Origin of the sequence: Caulobacter vibrioides (assembly GCF_002310375.3) — a bacterium.
Classification (GTDB): Bacteria; Pseudomonadota; Alphaproteobacteria; order Caulobacterales; family Caulobacteraceae; genus Caulobacter; species Caulobacter vibrioides_D.
The window spans coordinates 3,259,752-3,276,909 of sequence record NZ_CP023315.3 but is presented as its reverse complement, the minus strand read 5'-3'; the positions used below and the strand labels follow the sequence as shown (position 1 = coordinate 3,276,909).

The following is a 17,158-nucleotide window of genomic DNA, read 5'->3' as shown; positions in this document are numbered from 1 at the left end:
CTCTTGGGGGCGCCGACGGGCTACACCCCAGCCGGCCCGCTAGAATCCCGCACGATCAGGGTATGCGGGTGCATCAGCTGGCGGGGCTCGCCGCCGCCGTCGCGGTGGCGGCGGATCTCTTCCAGCACCAGATCGACGGCCGCGCGGGCCATGGCCGCGATCGGCTGATGGACCGTGGTCAGGGGCGGCCAGATGTTGTCGGCGATCGAGGTGTCGTCGAAGCCGACGATCGAGACGTCGCCCGGCACGTCCAGGCCCAGGCGATGGGCCACGCCCGCCGTAGCGGCGGCCATGTCGTCATTGGCCGCGAAGATCGCGGTCGGGCGCGGTTCGGCGGCCAGCAGGCGCTCGGCCGCCTCCAGGCCTGAGCGATAGGTGAAATAGCCCTGCTCGACCCGGATGTTCTCCTGCGGGATCCCGGCGGCCTTCAGGGCGGTCATGAAGCCGTCCAGGCGCTGCTGGCTGACCGTCTGGTTCGGATGGCCCTTGATGAAGCCGAAGCGCTTGTGGCCAAGGCCGATCAGGTGCTGGGTCAGCTCGAAGGCGGCCGCTTCGTTGTCGATGCGGATGGTGGCCATGTCGGCGCTGGCCGTGCCCGGCGCCACGGCCACGGCGGCGGCGCCCGCCGCGCGGATCTCGGCCAGCACCTCGGGCGACTCGCACAGCGGCGGCGGCAGGATCAGGCCGTCGACCCCGGTCTTCAGCAGACGGGCCAGGGTGGCGCGGGCCAGCTCCGGCTCGGCGCACTTTTCGATGACGATCTGGGCGCCGGTGCGGCTGCTTTCGTCCAGCGCCCCGACCAGGAACTCCGACAGATAGCCCGTCGAGGGGTTGTCGTAGAGCAGGCCGATGCGGAACGGCGCGCTGCCGGCCAGGCTGCGGGCGGCCGGATTGGGCGCGTAGTTGAGGTCGGCGATGGCCTTCTCGACCAGCTGGCGGGTCTCTTCCTTGACCGTGCTCTCGCGATTGATGACCCGCGACACCGTCATCGGCGAGACCCCCGCCCGGGCCGCCACGTCGCGGATCGTGGCGCTCTGGGTCGTCCGGCGACGCTGGCGCTCGACAGGCTGGTTCATACTTAAGTCCGTCCCTCTTCGGCGCGGACACTAGACCGCTTCGGGTACGGCTTGGAAGAGCGGCGGGTTTTCCTGCTAAACCGGGCTCATGACTTCCCTGGGCGCGATCATCCTGTGCGGCGGCGCATCGCGGCGCATGGGCCGTGACAAGGCCGCGCTGGACTGGGACGGCCGCCGGGCCGTCGACCTTGTGGCGGACCTGGCGCGCGCGGTCGGGGCGCAGGCGCTGGTGACAGCGGGCGCGGATCTGGGCTTGCCGTGGGTCGCCGACGACGCGGCCGGAGCCGGGCCCGTGGGCGGGGTGTTGGCGGGGGCGCGGGCTTTGGGAACCGCACGGCTGCTGGTGCTGGCTGTCGACGCCCCGACGATCACGCGCGAAGACTTGGCGCCGCTGCTGGCCGGTGGCGGCTACTATGAGGGCCTGCCCGTGCCGATGGTGCTGGACGCTGCGGCCTTGCCGGCCGACGCCGAGGCCGGCTGGCCGCTGCGGCGGCTGGTGGAGCGCGCGGGCTTAACGGCCTTGCCGGTTCCGGACGGGGCGCTGGCGCGGCTGCGCGGGGCCAATACGCCGGCGGAGCGGGAAGGGCTGCTCCGGGGCTGAGCGCCCCCTCCGTCTCGCCGCTTCGCGTCGATCCACCTCCCCCGCGTCGCGGGTGAGGAGGCGAGGGCCACCCTCCTGCCCCGCTTGCGGGGGAGGTGGCGCGGCGCCGCAGGCGACGTGACGGAGGGGGCGCGCGCCTAGTACACGTCCCGCCGATACCGCCCCTCGTCGGTCAGGCGCTCCAGCGCCGCCGCGCCGAGGATCTCGACGAGCGCCGTGTGGACCTCGCGCGACATGCCCTCCAGCGACCCGCAGACATAGATCGCCGCGCCGTTGGCGACCCAGCGGCGCAGGATGTCAGCCGACTCGCGCAGGCGGTGCTGCACATAGACCCGCTCGGCCTGGTCGCGGGAAAAGGCCAGGTCCAGCCGGTCCAGCAGGCCCGAGGCCTGCCAGCCTTCCAGTTCGGCGCGGTGGAAATAGTCGTGGGCGGCGGTGCGTTCGCCAAAGACCAGCCAGTTCCAGCGGACGCCGGCGGCGGCCCGGGCTTTCAGGTGCGCGCGCAGGCCCGCCAGGCCCGTGCCCGAACCGATCAGGATCAGCGGCCGCTTGGCCTCCGGCGCGTGGAAGCTGCGGTTGACGCGCACCCGGGCCTCGATCGCCGCGCCGATCGGCGCATGGCGGCACAGCCAGCCTGAGCCGAGGCCCGGCGCCCCGTCGGCGCGGGTCATCAGCCGGACGATCAGCTCGACGCCGCCGTCGCTGGGCAACGAGGCGATCGAATACTCCCGATGGGGCAGGGCGGTCAGACGCTCGGCCAGGGCTTCGAGCGGCAGGCCGCGCAGGGCGTCGAGAGCGGCCGTGTCCTGGGGCAGGCGAAGGCCCGCCAGGGTGTCGGCGGCTTCGTCCGGCAGGTCCAGCGCCGTAATCAGGGCGGCGACCTGCGCGGAGTCGTTGCGCGGGCCGATCTCCAGGATGTCGCCGGCCTGCCAGACCGCGCCCTTGGGCGGCGTCAGGCGCACATGCCAGGCCTCGCCGCCGGGGCTGCCGGGGTTCAGCAGCGTCCGCTCGGCCAGGGTCCAGGCGTCATAGGTCGGCCGCGTCCAGTCCGGCGCGTCGGTGACGCCGGTCAGGGTCGCCAGCTGTCCCTGCCAGTGGCGCAGCGCGGCCGGATCGGCGTCGTCCACCTCCACGCGGTCGAACAGCGGCTGGCCGCCCTGGCGGGCCAGCCAGGCGTCCAGCGACCGTCCGAAGGCGCAGTATTCGGCGTAGCTGGAATCCCCGAGCGCCAGCACGCCATAGCGCAGGGCCGACAGGTCCGCGTCGGTCTTCATCACGTCGCGGATGAAGGCGCGGGCCGGGTCGGGGGCGTCGCCCTCGCCGGTGGTGCTGACCACGAACAGGGCGCGGCCCGCAAGATCGCCGGCGGTGACGGCCGACAGGTCCTTCAGGGTCACCGGCGCGCCGGCGTCCGACAGCGCCTTGGCCGTGGCCGTGGCCAGTTCCTCGGCGAGGCCGGTCTGGCTGGCGTAGGCGACGAGCACCGGCTCGCCTGAGCCTTGGGAAAGGGCGTCGGCGGCCTGGCGCGCCCGCCGGCCTCGCCAGGTCTCGCGCAGGGCGATGGCCAGGCAGAACAGGGCGTACAGCGCCACGACGACGCCGGCCCAGACCCAGCGCCGGGCCTCGGGCGGGAGGAAGGCGAGGTCGGGCATCAGTCCAGCATCGCCTGCAGGGCGGGCGAGAGCCGTTCCTCAAGACCGGACGGGCCTCGGCTGACGATCAGGGCGGCCAGATCATGGGCGGCGGCGAAGGCCAGGGCCTGCTCGGGCGGCATGACGGTCAGGGCCGTGGCCCAGGCGTCGGCGCTGATGCAGTCCTTGGCCAGCACCGTGACGCTGACGGTGGCGTGGACGATCGGCGCGCCGGTGGCCGGGTCCAGCGTGTGGGCGTAGCGCCGTCCGCCATGGTCGAAGAACCGGCGATAGTCGCCCGAGGTGGCGACGGCCAGGTCGTGCAGGGCCACGAGGGTCTTCTGGGTGTCGTTGGCGGCGGGCTCGAAGGGCGGCGGGCGCTCCAGCTCGACCCACCAGGGCTGGCCGTCGGGCTTGGCGCCGATCCCGCGCAGCTCGCCGCCGACCTCGATGAGGTAGCTTTTGACGCCCGCGCGATCCAGCGCGGCGGCGGCCTGGTCGACGCCAAAGCCCTTGGCGATGCCGTTCAGATCAAGCTTCAGCCCGCCTGGCTGGAACAGCGCCTCGCCGTCCAGCACCAGACGCTTCCAGCCGCAGGCCTCGCGGCGTGGGGCCAGGCTCTGTGCCTCCGGCGGCTGGCCAGCGAACGGACGCGGGCCAAAGCCCCAGAGGTCGGTCAGGGCGCCCAGGGTCGGATCGAACGCGCCGTCGCTTTGCTCGGCGACGTCGATCGCCCGGCGCAGCACCGTCAGGGTTTCCGGCGGCAGCCTTGTCCAGCCGCCCGGCGCGGCGCGATTGTAGCGGGAGAGGTCCGACAGCGGCGCCCAAGGGCTCATCTGGGCGACGACGGCGTCGAGGGCGCGCTGGACGCCGGCCTGCAGGGCGGCGAGGTCGGTGGTGGTCGGCAGCACCGCCTTGACCGACCAGGTCGTGCCCATGGTGTCGCCGCCGAACGCGCGGACGCTCCCGCCCACGGGGCGGGCGGGCGGCGTGGCGATGGCGGGGACGAGGACGCGGGGCATGCTTTGAAACCTGTCATCCCGGCCAAGCGCGGAGCGCGCAGAGCCGGGACCTCGGCAAGCGCTGAGCTTGCGGCGGTCCCGGCTCTGCGCTGCGCTACGGCCGGGATGACAAATCCTTGTTAAGGCCGCTGGGCTTCGATGACGGCGGTGTAGCTGGCGCTCATGCCGTCGCCCGCGAGCGGAGTGGCCGGGGCCGGCGCAGCGCCCGGAGCGCCGCCCATGCCGGGACCGCCGCGGACGGTTTCGCCCGAGCGGACATTGGCGTTGACCCAGTACATGCCGGCTTCGGGCAGGGTGAACGTCACCGCGCCGTCAGGACCCGACTTGACCTTGATCTCGCCGGGGGCGGCGCGCCAGCGGGCGCCGCCGGGGATCAGGGTGACTTCCAGGCCGGCGGCCGGCTTGCCGTCGATCACGAACTTGAAGGTGGCCGCCTCGGTGGCGATCACGTCGGTCGGATGGGTGACCGGCACCAGCTCCAGGCCCTGGCCGGTCGGCTTCAAGGCCTCGAGGGTCGGCTTGTCGCGGGTGACGAAGGTCTCGTTGCGGCTGCTGGACTTGATGGTCTTCAGGTCGGCGGCGCCGGCCGGGACCTGCTTGGCGAAGTCCTCGGGCGAACCACGGAAGCGCTTGACCTCGCCGTTCTCGGTCCAGCTGGCCATGACGCTGTTGCTGGCCGTGAAGATCTTGTAGGTGCCCGGCTTGGTCAGCTGGACGTCGAAGGTCGAGCGGTACTGGCCGGTGGCGGCGTTCTGGATCTTGTCGGCCGCGCCGTCGGGCGCGATCACCTTGACGCCGTCGGTGCGCATCGCCCGGTGGTCGGGATAGAACAGCTCGTTGGAGATGGCCGCGTCGACCGTCACCCAGGCGCTGTCGCCCGACAGGGTGGTGAAGGCCGGCACCATCCAGCCCCGGTGGGCGGAGGCCGACATCGGCAGGGCCAGGGCGACGCCAACAGCGGCGACGGCGAGCAGGCGCGTCTTGAAGGTCATGGCTTTTCTCACTTCACGGAAACGGTGACGGCGCCCAGCTCGGCCGAGCCCTTGGCGGTTGCGAGCTTGCCCGGCTTGCCCCAGGCGAAGGGGACGCGGACGGCCTCGTGGCCGCCGACCTCGCGCGCGGCCTCGACGACCAGGTTGTACTGGCCGGGCTTGAGGTTCTTCAGCGCGCCCTTGGCGCCGGAGAAGACCAGCTTGTGCGGGCCCGGCGCGCGGGTGGCGCCGCTGACGCCGTCGGCGGGGAAGCTCATCTCGCGGCCGGCCTTGCGCCACCACTGGCGCATGTCCTTCAGCCACTTGGCGCCGTTGTCCTCGCGGTTCTTGGCGTCGTACCAGACCGCCAGGGTGCCGGCGGCGGTGGAGTCGGCCGGGTTCTCGATCCAGATGGCCACATAGGGCTTGTGGTACTCGGCCACGTTCAGCTTGGGCACCTCGACCGTGACGTTGAGATCGGCGGCCATGGCCGAAGAGCCGACAGCCGCGCCGGCGAAGGTGAGCAGGGAAATCGAACGCTTCACGGGGTCTGCCTCAGAGGTGGACGAACAGGATGACAAGAAGGACGGGCGCGACCAGGCCCAGCCCGACCAGGGGCCAGGTCAGGGGCCGCGCGCGGGCGTGGAACTGCAGCAGGATCAGGCCGGTGACCGTGAAGATCACGCAGGCGGCCGCAAAGATGTCGATGAACCAGCTCCAGGCCTTGCCGGTGTTGCGGCCCTTGTGCAGGTCGTTGAGCAGGCTGACCGCGCCGCGCGTGGTCTTTTCGTGCTCGACGGCGCCGGTCTCGCGGTCGATCGACACCCAGGCGTCGCCGCCGGGGCGGGCGAGAGCCACATAGACCTCGTCGGCCGACCATTCGCCCTCGCGTCCGGCCACGTCGGCGCCGACGGCCTCGTCGAGGAAGGGTTCCAGCTGGACGGGCAGGGGGCGCTTGCCCTCCTCCGGGCCCTTGGCCAGCACCGTCAGCAGGTCCGGCGGCAGGGTGGCCTTGCGGCTGACGACCTTGGGCTCGGCCTCGATCTGGCCGGCGTGGTTCAGGGTGATGCCCGTGATCGCGAACAGCAGCATGCCCACCAGCGACAGGGCCGCGCTGATCCAGTGCCACTGGTGCAGCTGCTTCAGCCAGAACGAGCGGCGATGTTGGGCGGCGGCGGATTTCACAGGCGGACGCGACAGGGGCTGAGCAACAGGATGCCTGTCCTTACTTGAGAACGAATTGCAATTTCAAGAGCCAAGGCGACGCTCCGGACAAGATCGTCCGGATCACGTCGATCCAGGGCGTGTCTTAAGCAGGGCGAGGCTCTAGGGCGCCGTCAGCAGGGCCCCGCGCGCCAGGGCGCCGACCAGGACGTTGGCGGGCACCGGCTTGCGCAGGATCGGACCGTCATCGACCTCCGGCTCCTGATAGCCGGTCAGATAGACGAACGGGATGCCTTGGCGGCTGAGCGCCTTGGCCACGGGCGTGATCGGGCGACCGCCCAGATTGACGTCCAGAAGCGCGCGGTCGACGGGGTGGGCGTCCAACAGCTGCATCGCTTCTTCGATAGTGCCGGCGGGGCCGATGACCTTGGCGCCGGCGGCGGTCAGCACGCGGGTCAGCTCCATGGCCACGACCGCTTCATCCTCGACGACGAGCACATGCTGATCGCTGAGGCTGGGCCCCGCCTCGGCGGTCACGCCCGGGCGATAGACCGGTGCGCCTTCGGTGGGGCGGGCCTGCGCGCCTTGCCGCAGGTCCAGCCGCACCTTCAGGCCCTGGGGCCGCCAGGTATGTTCGATCCACGCGCCCAGTTGCTTGACGGCGCTTTCGATCAGGGTCGAGCCGAAGCCGCGCTGCGTCGGCGGCGTGACCGACACTCCGGCGTCCTCACGCCAGGCCAGCCGCAGGACGCCCGCCTCATCAAAGCTCCAGCTGACGTTCAGCCGTCCCAGCGGTCGCGACAGGGCGCCGTACTTGCTGGCGTTGGTGGCCAGTTCGTGGATCACCAGGGCCAGCGACTGGGCGGCCTGGGCGTCGATCAGGACCGGCGGGCCCAGGATGGCGACCTGCTCGTCGGTTTCGCCGCCATAGGGATCCAGCTCCAGGCGTAGCAGGTCGTGCAGGTCCACGCCGCTCCAGCGCGTGGTCGACAGCAGGCTGTGGGCGCTGGCCAGCGAGCCGATCCGGCCCGACAGCGCCTGCACGTACTGGTCCTTGCTCTCGAACGGCGTCAGCTGGGCCAGGGACTGGACGACGGTCAGCACGTTCTTGGCCCGATGGTCGACTTCGCGGATCAGCAGCCGCTCGGTTTCCTCGGCGCGCTTGCGGTCGGTGATGTCGGTGATCAGCGCGTAGTAACCGGGGATCTCGCCGTCCGGCGTGATGTCGGGGACATAGCGGGCTTCGATAAAGCGCACGCCGGCGCCCTGGTACTCGACCTCGCCCTCGAAGATCAGGGTCTCGCCCGCCAAAGCCCGGCGCACATGGCCGGCCAGGCGCGCGTAGGCGACGTCTCCGACCACCTCACGCAGCGGGCGGCCTTCGATCTGCGCGCGATCCACGCCGAACCAGCGCTCGTAGGCGCGGTTGACGAAGCGATAGCGCTCGTCGCGGTCGACATAGCTGATCAGGATCGGGACCGCGTCGGCCATGGCGCTGGACAGCACCTCGCGCCGCTGGGGCGGTGGATCGCGTGGCGTGGCCTGGTCGTCTCTGGACATATAGGTGGACGCCCGATCCCAAGGAAACGGACCGTCACCGTGACACGGGCGGGTCCGGGTCCAAAGCATGAAAGCGTGAGGCAAACGGTCGCAGCAACCCCCGCGCGAGCTTGACCTTACGCCCTTTCCTCGCGCCGGAATGTGACGACCAGCACATCGCGGACCGCCGCCGCCTGGGGATCGCGGGGCCTGACGGGGGTGACGCCGTGCAGGACACGGTAGTCGTCCAGAAACACCGCGTCGCCGGGCGCGGTCAGGGTGAACGAGCCCAGGCTCGTCCCGTCGGGGGCGTAGATGTCGGTGACGCCGCTGTCGACGTTCTGGCGGTTCACCAGCATGACGATCACCCAGTCGACGCCGTCGCGGTGCGCGCCTTCGGGGGTGGGCAGGCCCTGCTCGCCCGTGCCCGCCTCGATGCGGAACTGGTGGGTCTCGACGTGCCAGGGCGCGTCCGAGGCGGGCGACAGCGGGTCGAACAGATCAAGCCCCGCGGCGATGACCCCCCGCATCACCGGATGGTCGGCGATCGCGTCGGTGACGGGGTCGAACCAGCGCTGCACGCCGCCGTTCAGGAGGTTGTAGTCGCGGCTCTGCCAGTGCGGCTGGTGCGGCTTGCGCTCCAAGAGGCCCGGCGCGACCGAGAACGCCGCGAAGCGCCGACGCCGATAGCGACCGCCGTCGGCCATGAAGGTGTCTAGGCCAAGGTCGTTCCAGCTGGCGGCGAAGGTCTCCCACCCCGCCATCGCCTGCGGCCCCAGAAGGTTACGGGTGTCGCTCGCCTCGAAGCGGATGAAGCCTTGCTCCGCCAGGCCCGCGCGCGGGCTCAAGCCACCGCTCCGGGGCGGTGAAACAGCCCAAGCTTCAGCGTGGCGGCGATGCGTTCGGCCCTCTGACCGATGATCGCCGCGCGGGGCGCGTCGAACAGCTCTGCGCAGGTCATGTGGAACAGGCCCAGCCAGGGGGTGAACAGGCCCTCGGTGATCCCCTCGACGCCCTGGTGGGCCGCCACCGGCTGGCCCTTGTAGCGGCCTGAGGTGTTGAGCACCGACGACCAGAAGTCCTTCAGCTTGGCCAGGTGCTCGGGCCAGCCGTCGGGGCCGATCGCGGTTTCGAAGATCGGCCCCAGGCGGTGGTGCTGGCGGATCCGCGCATAGAAGGTCTCGACCAGCCGGTCGATCTCCTCGTCGGTGAACGAAGCGGCGTCGGCGCGGGCCTGGGAGCGCGGAGAAACGGACATGGCCGCGATATGGACCCTCGCGCCCGGGGACAGAACCCCGGGGCGATCACACTTGGCTTCGGATTCTTACTTAAGGGGCGCGCGGACGCTCTCTGGCGGGCCAAGGTAGCTGGCGGGCAGCGGGCCGCGCGACAGCACCAGCCGCTGGAACACGACGCCCGGATCCACCCGCCACAGCCGCACCCGGTGTGGGCCGGCCGAGGGGACGTTCAGCCGCGTGGTCTGGGCGCGGACGCTGTCGGCGACCGCCTTGTCCCAGGCGGCCTCCGAGGCGTCGGGCTGGCTGTTGACCACGACCGGCGCGCCGTCGCCGATCGACACCGCATAGGCCAGGCCCTTGCCGCCTCGGAAGTCCAGGGTCGGGGAGACGAGCACGGTCAGGTCCAGCGCTCCCGCCGCCTCGAAGTCGACCAGATACTCCAGCGCCGGCGCCGCGCCGCCCGGCTTGGAGCTGGGCGCGGTGGACGGATAGCTGGTCACGCCCGACAGGGTGCGCCCAAGGTTGGGGATGGTGGCCCAGGTGACGCCTTGTCCGCCCCTGGCGGCGGCGTGGTGCTCGGCCTCGATCGCCGTGACGCCTCCCGCCTCGACGAACGCGCCGGCGGCGGGCTTGCGCGCCGGGTTGGTGGCGGTGATCGAGACGGTGCGCGTCTCGCCGCCCACCGAGATCTTCACGAGGCCGGTGGTCTGGCCCTTCGGCGCTGTCTTCCAATCGGCCACGACGTCCAGGCGCACGTCGCCGGAGGCGTTGGCGGGGCCCGTCGTCACCTTGAGCCAGGGGGTGTCGCTGACGGCCGTGACGGCGATCGGCGCGCCCTTGCTGAACACCTCGATCCACCGGCGGTCCGCGCCCCAGCGCGTGAGCGCGGGCGCAGCCTCGCCGCCGCCCTCGACCGCCACGCCCCAGCCGGAGGCCGCCGCGACGGTCTGGGTGGCCGGGATGATGTTCTGAGCCGGCTGCTGCCAACTGGTGTAGCCGATGTGGGTCTGGTCCATCATGTGACGCCACTTGCCGCCGTTGAGGGCGTCATGCAGGCGGGTCAGGTCGGCGTCGCGCGCGAACAGGGTCTTGACCAGATCGGCCTGCGCATTGGCGGCGATGCGCCCCTGGCTGGCCCACAGGCGGTTGCGGCCGGTCGCGATCTGCAGGCGGTTATAGTTGGCCGCCGCCTTCACCGGGAACCAGGCCAACTGGACGAAGGCGCTGTCCTGGTCCTTGGGGATGGCCGCGCGCAGGGCGTCGACGCGCGCCTCCATCGCCGCCCACTCGGCCTCCACCCGCTCAGCCTCGCCGAAGTTGACCAGGCTGAAGGTCGAGGCGTCGATCAGCTCGGGCTTCCGGCGTGCGTTCAGCTTGGTGTAGCCGTCCAGCACGGCGGCGATCTGGCCGGCCCGCTCGGGGCCGAACTGCTGGGCCGCCCAGCCCGTGGTGTAGCGCGGCAAGGCCTCGACGGGCATGGCCGCCGGGTTCCAGGCGTAGTCCAGGAAGAACTCGGTCGGCAGCTCCATGGGCTTGAGATCGCCGACATTGACGATCCACAGACGGTCGGCCCCATGGTCGGCGGCCAGCTTCATCTGCTCCCAGGTGCGCTCGATCTGGTTGGTGTTCAGCCACTTGTAGTTCCGGGGGCCGCCCACATAGTCGAAGTGATAGTAGACGCCGTAACCGCCCGGGCGCGTCTTGCCCGGCTCGGGCAGGCGGCGGATGTTGCCCCAGTTGTCGTCGGCGAACAGCAGGGTGACGTCGTCGGGAACCCGCATGCCGGCGTCGTAATAGTCCTGGACCTCCTTGTAGAGCGCCCAGACCTGGGGCGTGGCGGCCGGATCCTTGCCGGTCACCTCGCCGATGATCTTGCGCTGGTCGGTGACGATGGTCTCCAGGAGCTTGGTGGCGGTGCCTTCGCTCATCGGCTCATCACCGTCGCCGCGCATGCCGACGGTGACCAGGCTCTCGTTGGCGCCCATGCGCACGACGCCGTCGCGCCAGAACCTGCGCAAGGTCTCGGGGTTCTTGGCGTAGTCCCACCGGCCTTGGCCGTGGCGTTCCCACTCGACGTGCGCCCGGCTCATCGGCTCGTGGTGCGAGGTGCCCAGCACCACGCCCATCTCGTCGGCCAGGGAGGCGGTCAGCGGGTCGTCGTCATACAGCGACTTGCCCCACATGGCCGGCCACAGGAAGTCGCCCTTCAGCCGCAGGATCAGCTCGAAGACCCGCGCGTAGAAGGCGTGGTTGATCCCGCCGAAGGTGGCGCGCGCCCAGGACCCCAGCGCCGGCTCCTCGTCGTTGAGGAAGATGCCGCGATACTTGACCGCAGGCTTCTGAACATTGGCGCCGGGGGCGACATAGACATTGGCGCGTCGGGGCACGGGGACGTCGGCCCACCAGGTCCAGGGCGAGACGCCCGCGCGCTCGGACAGGTCATAGGCCCCGTAGATCGTGCCGCGCTTGTCGGACCCGGCGATCACCAGGGCGCGGGCGACGCCCGGTTGAGGGTTCTCGACGACCTGCTGGACGAAGGCCTCCCAGCGTCCCTTCACCTGGGAGACGTCCAGCTTGCCCGAGGCGATCAGGGCGTCGATGGCCGCGCTCTTGCCGATCGTGCCGATGATGACCAACGGCGCGTCCTTGTCGGCGGTCGCGCCGGACAGGGCGGCCAGGTCGCTGCGCAGCCCGTGGATCGCGCGGATCGCGCCGGGGAAGTCGGTCGTGTCGTAGGCGATCCGCGCGGGCCTGCCGCCGGCGATCAGCGGGAAGGCCTCGGCGCTGGGCGCGGCGCTGATCGCGGCGGGTTCGGCGGCCCAGGCCGGGGCGGGGAGGGCGATCGCGGTCACCAGACCGGCGGCCAGGGCGAGGGCGGACGCAGCGGCCCAGACGCCCCCTCCGTCATGTCGCCTCTCGGCGCCGCGCCACCTCCCCCGCAAGCGGGGCAGGAGGGAGATCGCATCCTCCTCACCCGTAGCACGGGGGAGGTGGCGCGAGGCGAAGCCTCGTGACGGAGGGGGCGCTTTGGACATCACTGAACCACGACCTCGAACGGTCCCGCCGGCAGCCCCGCGGCGTCGAAGAGGTTGAAGCTTGGGCTGTCGGCCCAGGCGAAGCGGACCTTCGACCCGGGTCCGCTCAGCGTCACGGTGGTCCCGTCGATGCGGCCGTCGACCCACTGGCAGGTCGTGTCGCACAGCTCAAAGCCGATCACCCGGTCCGAGCCGCGCGAGACCAGGCGTCCGCCGCCGACCTGGGCGAAGCTGACGACCACGGTGTCGCCGGTCCGTTTGGCGGAGACGACCTCGGGGCCGGTGGTGACCGGCTCGCCATAGAGGCGGCGGGCGGCCAGCGCCAGGCGGCGGCCGACCTCCTGCTTGTTGGCGGGGTGGATGTCGTAGGGATCGCCGATGTCGTGGGTGACGACCAGGCCGCTGCGCGGATCGGCGGCGACCGCGCGGCGCTGGGCGTCGCGCAGGGCGGCGGTTCCGGCGGGCAGGCCGGGCGCGGTGGCGAAGCCGCCATAGTCGGCCAGTTGCACGACGAGCGCGGGCATGTCCGGCGACTGGCCCAGGCGGCGCTCGGCCATGAAGGCGCCCAGCAGGTTCACATAGGCCTTGTCGCGGCCGACATTGGTCTCGCCCTGGTACCAGGCCAGGCCCGCATAGGCATAAGGGCCCATGGGGGCGAGCATGCCGTTATAGAGGGTGGAGACGCCGGCCAGGGTGTCCCACGGCGCGCGGGGCGGATCGCCGCCGGCGCGGGGCTCGATCCGGTAGGTCCAGTTGGTCAGCGGCAGGCGGGTTCCGTCGGCCAGGGTCAGGGCCCGCTTGGCCGGATCGCCGTACATGCCGCCATTGGCGTAGGTGTCGTAGGCCGAGACGACGATGGTGTTCTTGCCGGCCTTCAGCGCGCCGACCGGCAGGGCGTAGTTTCGGTCCAGCCAGGATCCCGAGGTCGCGCCAAGCCCGGCCCCGTTGACGTAGGTGGTGTCCATCTCGTCGATCTGGGCGAGGCCAAGCGTGGCGGCCTGCGCGGCCTGGGCGGCGGTCAGCTCGACCTCGGTCTTGAACCAGACGACGCCGTTGAACTCGGCCAGCGCCGGGACGCCCCAGCGTTCCCAGATCCCCAGATCGCGCGGCGCGGCCGTCCAGGTTCCGGCGCCGGTCCAGGGCGCCAGGGCCGCCTGGCCGGGGTTCTTGGCGCTCCACCAGGCCTTGATCACGTCACCCCAGCGGCGGCTGGCGGCGGCCTGGTCGGTGATCGACAGGTTCAGGACCGCAATGGCCTCGTCATAGCCGCCGACCTTGCGCAGCGCCGTCGGCGTCATCCACGCCTCGATGCCCGAGCCGCCCCACGAGGCGTGGATCAGGCCCAGCGGGATCTGCCGCGTCTTCTGCAGCTCGCGGGCGAAGTAGAAGCAGCTGGCCGAGAAGGCGCCGACGTTTTCCTTGTTGGTCAGCTTCCAGGCGGGCGGCGTCTTGAAATCCTTGGCGGGCGAGCGGGCGTCGGCCTTCTCGATCGTCGCCATACGGATGGTGTCGTTGGCCGCGCCGTTGTTGATCTGGTTCCAGGCGTCGCCCGAGGCGGAGACCTGCATCTCCATGTTCGACTGGCCCGAGCACAGCCAGACATCGCCGACCAGCACGTCGGACGCGCTGGCCTTGGCCGAGGCGGTGGCGGCGGTGATGGCGTAGGGGCCGCCGGCGGGCGTGGCCGGGAAGTCCACGCGCCAGGCCCCGTCGGGACCGGCCTTGGCGGTCAGGGTCTGGCCGGCGAAGGACGCGGTGACGGTCTCGCCCGGCTTGGCGATCCCGAACACCGGCAGCGGCCGGTCGCGCTGGACGACGGCGTGGTCGGAGAAGAGCCCGTTCAGAAGGGATTGGGCGCTGGCGGGCGAGGCGAGGGCGGCGGCCAGCAGGATCGGCGCGAGACGGCGCATGGTTTGCTCCCCTGTGTGCCGCCTTGCGGGCGGTTCTTCTATCGCAAGTTGGCGTGTCATCCCGGCCGTAGCGCAGCGGAGAGCCGGGACCCAGGGGCGACCGCTCTGCGCCGGCCCCTGGGTCCCGGATCGGCCCTGCGGGCCGTCCGGGATGACACGGTGTTTTGGAGTTAAGCCACCGTCAGCGTCGCCTTCTTCAGGTCCACGGAGTTGGGGCCCACCAGGATCGAGAAGTCGCCGGGCTCGACGACGCGCTTCATGTCCAGGTTCCACATCCATAGGTCCGAGGGCTTGATCTCGAAGGTGACCGTGGTCTTGGCGCCGGGGGCCAGGGTGACGCGCTTGAAGTGCTTGAGCTCCAGCACCGGACGGGTGACCGAGGCCGCCTCGTCGTGGACATAGAGCTGGACCACCTCGTCGCCGGCCACCTTGCCGGTGTTGGTCACATCGACCTCGACCTTGACGCTCTCGCCCTGGCCGATCCTGGCCTTGGCCAGACGCGGGGCCGAGATATCGAACGTCGTGTACGACAGGCCAAAACCGAACGGGTAGAGCGGGGCGGTCTCGCCATCCAGATAGCCGCGGCGGGCCGTGGGCTTGCGGTTGTAGTAGACCGGCAGCTGGCCGACGTCGCGAGCGATGCTGACCGGCAGCTTGCCGCCCGGATTGGCGCGGCCAAACAGCACGTCGGCGGCGGCGTTGCCGGTTTCCTGGCCCAGGTACCAGCCCTCGATGATCGCGTCGGCGCGTTCCTTCAGCAGGTTGATCGACAGCGGGCGGCCGTTCAGCAGGAACACCACGGTCGGCTTGCCGAGGTCAAAGATCGCCTTGGCCAGGTCGTTCTGCTGGCCCAGCAGGTCCAGGCTGTCGCGGTCGCCCAGGTGATTGTCGGCCCAGGCCTCGCGGCTGGTCTGCTCGTTGTCGCCCAGCACCATGACCACGACGTCGGCCTTCTTGGCGACCTCGACGGCTTCGGCGATCAGCTTGGCGTTGACGGCCGGGTCGGTGAAGTTGACCGCGTCCTGGGCCCAGATGCGCTGCTCGGTGATCCGGACGGCCTCGGCGTAGTCGAGGGCGAAGCCCTGGGCCTTGGCCTCGGCGGTCAGGCCCTCGTGGATCGAGACCACGTGGCGCGGGATGTCCGAGTAGCCGCCGATCGGCGTGTCCTTGGCGTGGGTGCCCAGGAGCGCCAGGCGCTTGATCTTCTTGCCGTCCAGCGGCAGCACGCCCTTTTCGTTCTTCAGCAGCACGACGGCCTTGCGGGCGGCCTCGCGGGCCAGGGCGACGGCGTCCGGCGTGGCGGTCTTGGCGTCGGCGGTCTTCTCGTCGCAGTAGGGGTTCTCGAACAGGCCGGCCTGGAACTTCATCTCCAGCACCCGGGCGACGGCGGCGTCGACCTCGAACTGCGGGATGCGGCCGGCGCGCACCAGATCCGGGATCAGGGCGTAGGCCTCGCCGTCGGGCAGCTCGACATCGACGCCCGCATGCATGGCCATCACGGCCGTGTCGCCCAGGTCGTTGGTCAGCTTGTGGCGGCTGATCATTTCCTTGATGGCGAAGTAGTCGCTCTGGATCGAGCCCTTATAGCCCCACTCCTCGCGCAGGATCTTGGTCAGCAGCCAGCGGTTGGCGTGCGAGGGGACGCCGTCGATCTCGTTGTACGACGGCATGACGGCGCGGACGGGCAGCTCCTTCACCGCGCGCTCAAACGGCGGGAAGAAGTTCTCGCGCAGGGTGCGCTCGGCGATCTGGGCCGGGCCGACATTGGTGCCGTTCTCGGGCTGGCCGTGGCCGGTCATGTGCTTGAGGGTGACGAACACCTTGTCCTTGGCCAGCGGCAGGGTCGCGCCCTGGAAGCCGCGGATGGCGGCCAGGCCGATCTCGGCGCAGACGTGCGGGTCTTCGCCGTAGGTCTCCTCGATGCGGCCCCAGCGCGGATCGCGGGCCACGTCGACCACGGGGGCCAAAGCGAGGTTCGAGCCCCGGGCCCGCATCTCGCGGGCGGCGACCGCGAAGATCTTCTCGGTCAGCTCGGTGTCGAAGGTCGAGGCCAGAGCGATCGACTGCGGGAAGCTGGTCGCGTCGCGCGCCACATAGCCGTGCAGGGCCTCGTCGTGCATCAGCATCGGAATGCCCAGGCGCGTCTTCTCCACGGCCCATTTCTGGGCGGCGTTGGTGTAGCGCGCGGTTTCCTTGGCGTTGCGGTTGATGGCCCCGTCGTCGGCGCCGGCCGCCGCGCCGATCACCGTCACCGGCTTGGCGCCCTTGCGGTCCGACGGACGCGACACCTGGCCCAGGCCGTGGGGGAAGTTCTTGCTGGCTTCAGTGGGCGAGAACTCGCCTTCCGGCGTCTGGATCTTGGCCTTGGTCAGCCAGATGCCGATCAGCTGGGCGGCCTTCTCTTCCAGGGTCATGCGCGACAGCAGGTCCTGGATGCGCGCGTCGACCGGCTGGGTCGGATCCTTGTAGAGCGGCTTGTCGCCGGACTTTTTGGGGGCTTGGCCGGCGGCTTGCGCCAGGCCGGGCAGGGCGGCGGCCGACAGGGCCGCGAGGCTCGCGCCGAACAGGCGGCGGGTGAGGGTGGTGGTCATCCGGTCGTTTCCCCGAGGCTGAGCAAGACGCTAACGGCTCTCAATCGCCGTTGTTGGCGAGCACTATGGGGGCACTTGTCTGACCACTCAAGCCAGAAATGGTACCGGTCTCATTTCTTGTCGTTGAAGCGCCCCCTCCGTCACGGCGCTATGCGCCGCGCCACCTCCCCCGCAAGCGGGGCAGGAGGGCTGAGCTTCCTCCTCACCCGCATCGCGGGGGAGGTGGCGCGCGGCGCAGCCGCGTGACGGAGGGGGCGTCCCTGCGTCCTTCGAGGCGCGCTCAGGCGCGCGCACCTCAGGATGAGGCGCTCAGCACAAGCCTTCCTCATCCTGAGGTGTGAGCCGAAGGCGAGCCTCGAAGGACGCACCGAGGCCCAGCC

At 70.9% G+C, this 17,158-nt stretch carries 14 protein-coding genes and 1 pseudogene; 2 read left to right on the top strand and 13 right to left on the bottom strand.

The window, feature by feature from the left end:
• Positions 1–20 precede the first annotated feature (20 nt).
• Positions 21–1,076 (bottom strand): LacI family DNA-binding transcriptional regulator, encoded by a 1,056-nt coding sequence (locus tag CA606_RS15495; RefSeq protein WP_010920901.1) that lies wholly within the window; start codon positions 1,074–1,076, stop codon positions 21–23.
• A gap of 88 nt (positions 1,077–1,164) precedes the next feature.
• On the opposite strand from CA606_RS15495, the gene mobA reads away from it, so the two are divergent.
• Entirely contained in the window at positions 1,165–1,677 is a 513-nt protein-coding gene (gene mobA, locus CA606_RS15490; RefSeq protein ID WP_096053719.1) for a molybdenum cofactor guanylyltransferase, read from the top strand.
• 137 nt (positions 1,678–1,814) lie between these two features.
• On the opposite strand, the gene CA606_RS15485 is transcribed toward mobA, so the two are convergent.
• From CA606_RS15485 to CA606_RS15435, 11 genes and pseudogenes are all read right to left on the bottom strand, one after another.
• Entirely contained in the window at positions 1,815–3,329 is a 1,515-nt protein-coding gene (locus CA606_RS15485) for a sulfite reductase subunit alpha (RefSeq protein WP_096053720.1), read from the bottom strand.
• A complete protein-coding gene (locus CA606_RS15480; protein ID WP_181242909.1) occupies positions 3,329–4,282 on the bottom strand; it encodes an FAD:protein FMN transferase in 954 nt (317 codons plus the stop codon). The genes CA606_RS15485 and CA606_RS15480 overlap by 1 nt, the downstream gene beginning before the upstream one ends.
• Before the next feature lie 167 nt (positions 4,283–4,449).
• Complete coding sequence (locus tag CA606_RS15475; RefSeq protein ID WP_096053722.1) at positions 4,450–5,334, bottom strand: DUF4198 domain-containing protein; 885 nt, start codon at positions 5,332–5,334, stop codon at positions 4,450–4,452.
• The gene (locus CA606_RS15470; RefSeq protein WP_096053723.1) at positions 5,331–5,846 is read right to left on the bottom strand and encodes a DUF2271 domain-containing protein; all 516 of its coding nucleotides are present in this window, start codon (positions 5,844–5,846) and stop codon (positions 5,331–5,333) included. Before CA606_RS15470 ends, CA606_RS15475 begins: the two co-directional genes overlap by 4 nt.
• Before the next feature lie 10 nt (positions 5,847–5,856).
• Complete coding sequence (locus tag CA606_RS15465; RefSeq protein WP_096053724.1) at positions 5,857–6,486, bottom strand: PepSY-associated TM helix domain-containing protein; 630 nt, start codon at positions 6,484–6,486, stop codon at positions 5,857–5,859.
• A gap of 141 nt (positions 6,487–6,627) precedes the next feature.
• Positions 6,628–8,109: an HWE histidine kinase domain-containing protein gene (locus CA606_RS15460; RefSeq protein ID WP_181242624.1), complete on the bottom strand. Its 1,482-nt coding sequence runs from the start codon at positions 8,107–8,109 to the stop codon at positions 6,628–6,630.
• 32 nt (positions 8,110–8,141) lie between these two features.
• Positions 8,142–8,852: a 2OG-Fe dioxygenase family protein gene (locus tag CA606_RS15455; RefSeq protein ID WP_096053726.1), complete on the bottom strand. Its 711-nt coding sequence runs from the start codon at positions 8,850–8,852 to the stop codon at positions 8,142–8,144.
• Positions 8,849–9,262, bottom strand: coding sequence for a group III truncated hemoglobin (locus CA606_RS15450; RefSeq protein WP_096053727.1), 414 nt, complete (start codon positions 9,260–9,262; stop codon positions 8,849–8,851). The genes CA606_RS15455 and CA606_RS15450 overlap by 4 nt, the downstream gene beginning before the upstream one ends.
• A 66-nt stretch (positions 9,263–9,328) precedes the next feature.
• The gene (locus CA606_RS15445) at positions 9,329–12,094 is read right to left on the bottom strand and encodes a glycosyl hydrolase 115 family protein (protein WP_233282159.1); all 2,766 of its coding nucleotides are present in this window, start codon (positions 12,092–12,094) and stop codon (positions 9,329–9,331) included.
• A gap of 52 nt (positions 12,095–12,146) precedes the next feature.
• Positions 12,147–12,273: pseudogene (locus CA606_RS20260) on the bottom strand (hypothetical protein); the annotation flags it as partial.
• Between the two features lie 3 nt (positions 12,274–12,276).
• Positions 12,277–14,187, bottom strand: a complete 1,911-nt coding sequence (locus tag CA606_RS15435; protein WP_096053729.1) for a sialate O-acetylesterase — start codon at positions 14,185–14,187, stop codon at positions 12,277–12,279.
• A 15-nt stretch (positions 14,188–14,202) separates the two neighbouring features.
• Between CA606_RS15435 and CA606_RS15430 the strand changes: the two genes are divergently transcribed.
• Positions 14,203–14,361, top strand: coding sequence for a hypothetical protein (locus CA606_RS15430; RefSeq protein WP_181242908.1), 159 nt, complete (start codon positions 14,203–14,205; stop codon positions 14,359–14,361).
• Here the strand turns inward: CA606_RS15430 and CA606_RS15425 are convergent.
• Entirely contained in the window at positions 14,358–16,778 is a 2,421-nt protein-coding gene (locus CA606_RS15425; protein WP_096053730.1) for a glycoside hydrolase family 3 N-terminal domain-containing protein, read from the bottom strand. The two genes, CA606_RS15430 and CA606_RS15425, sit on opposite strands and share 4 nt — an antisense overlap.
• Positions 16,779–17,158 lie beyond the last annotated feature (380 nt).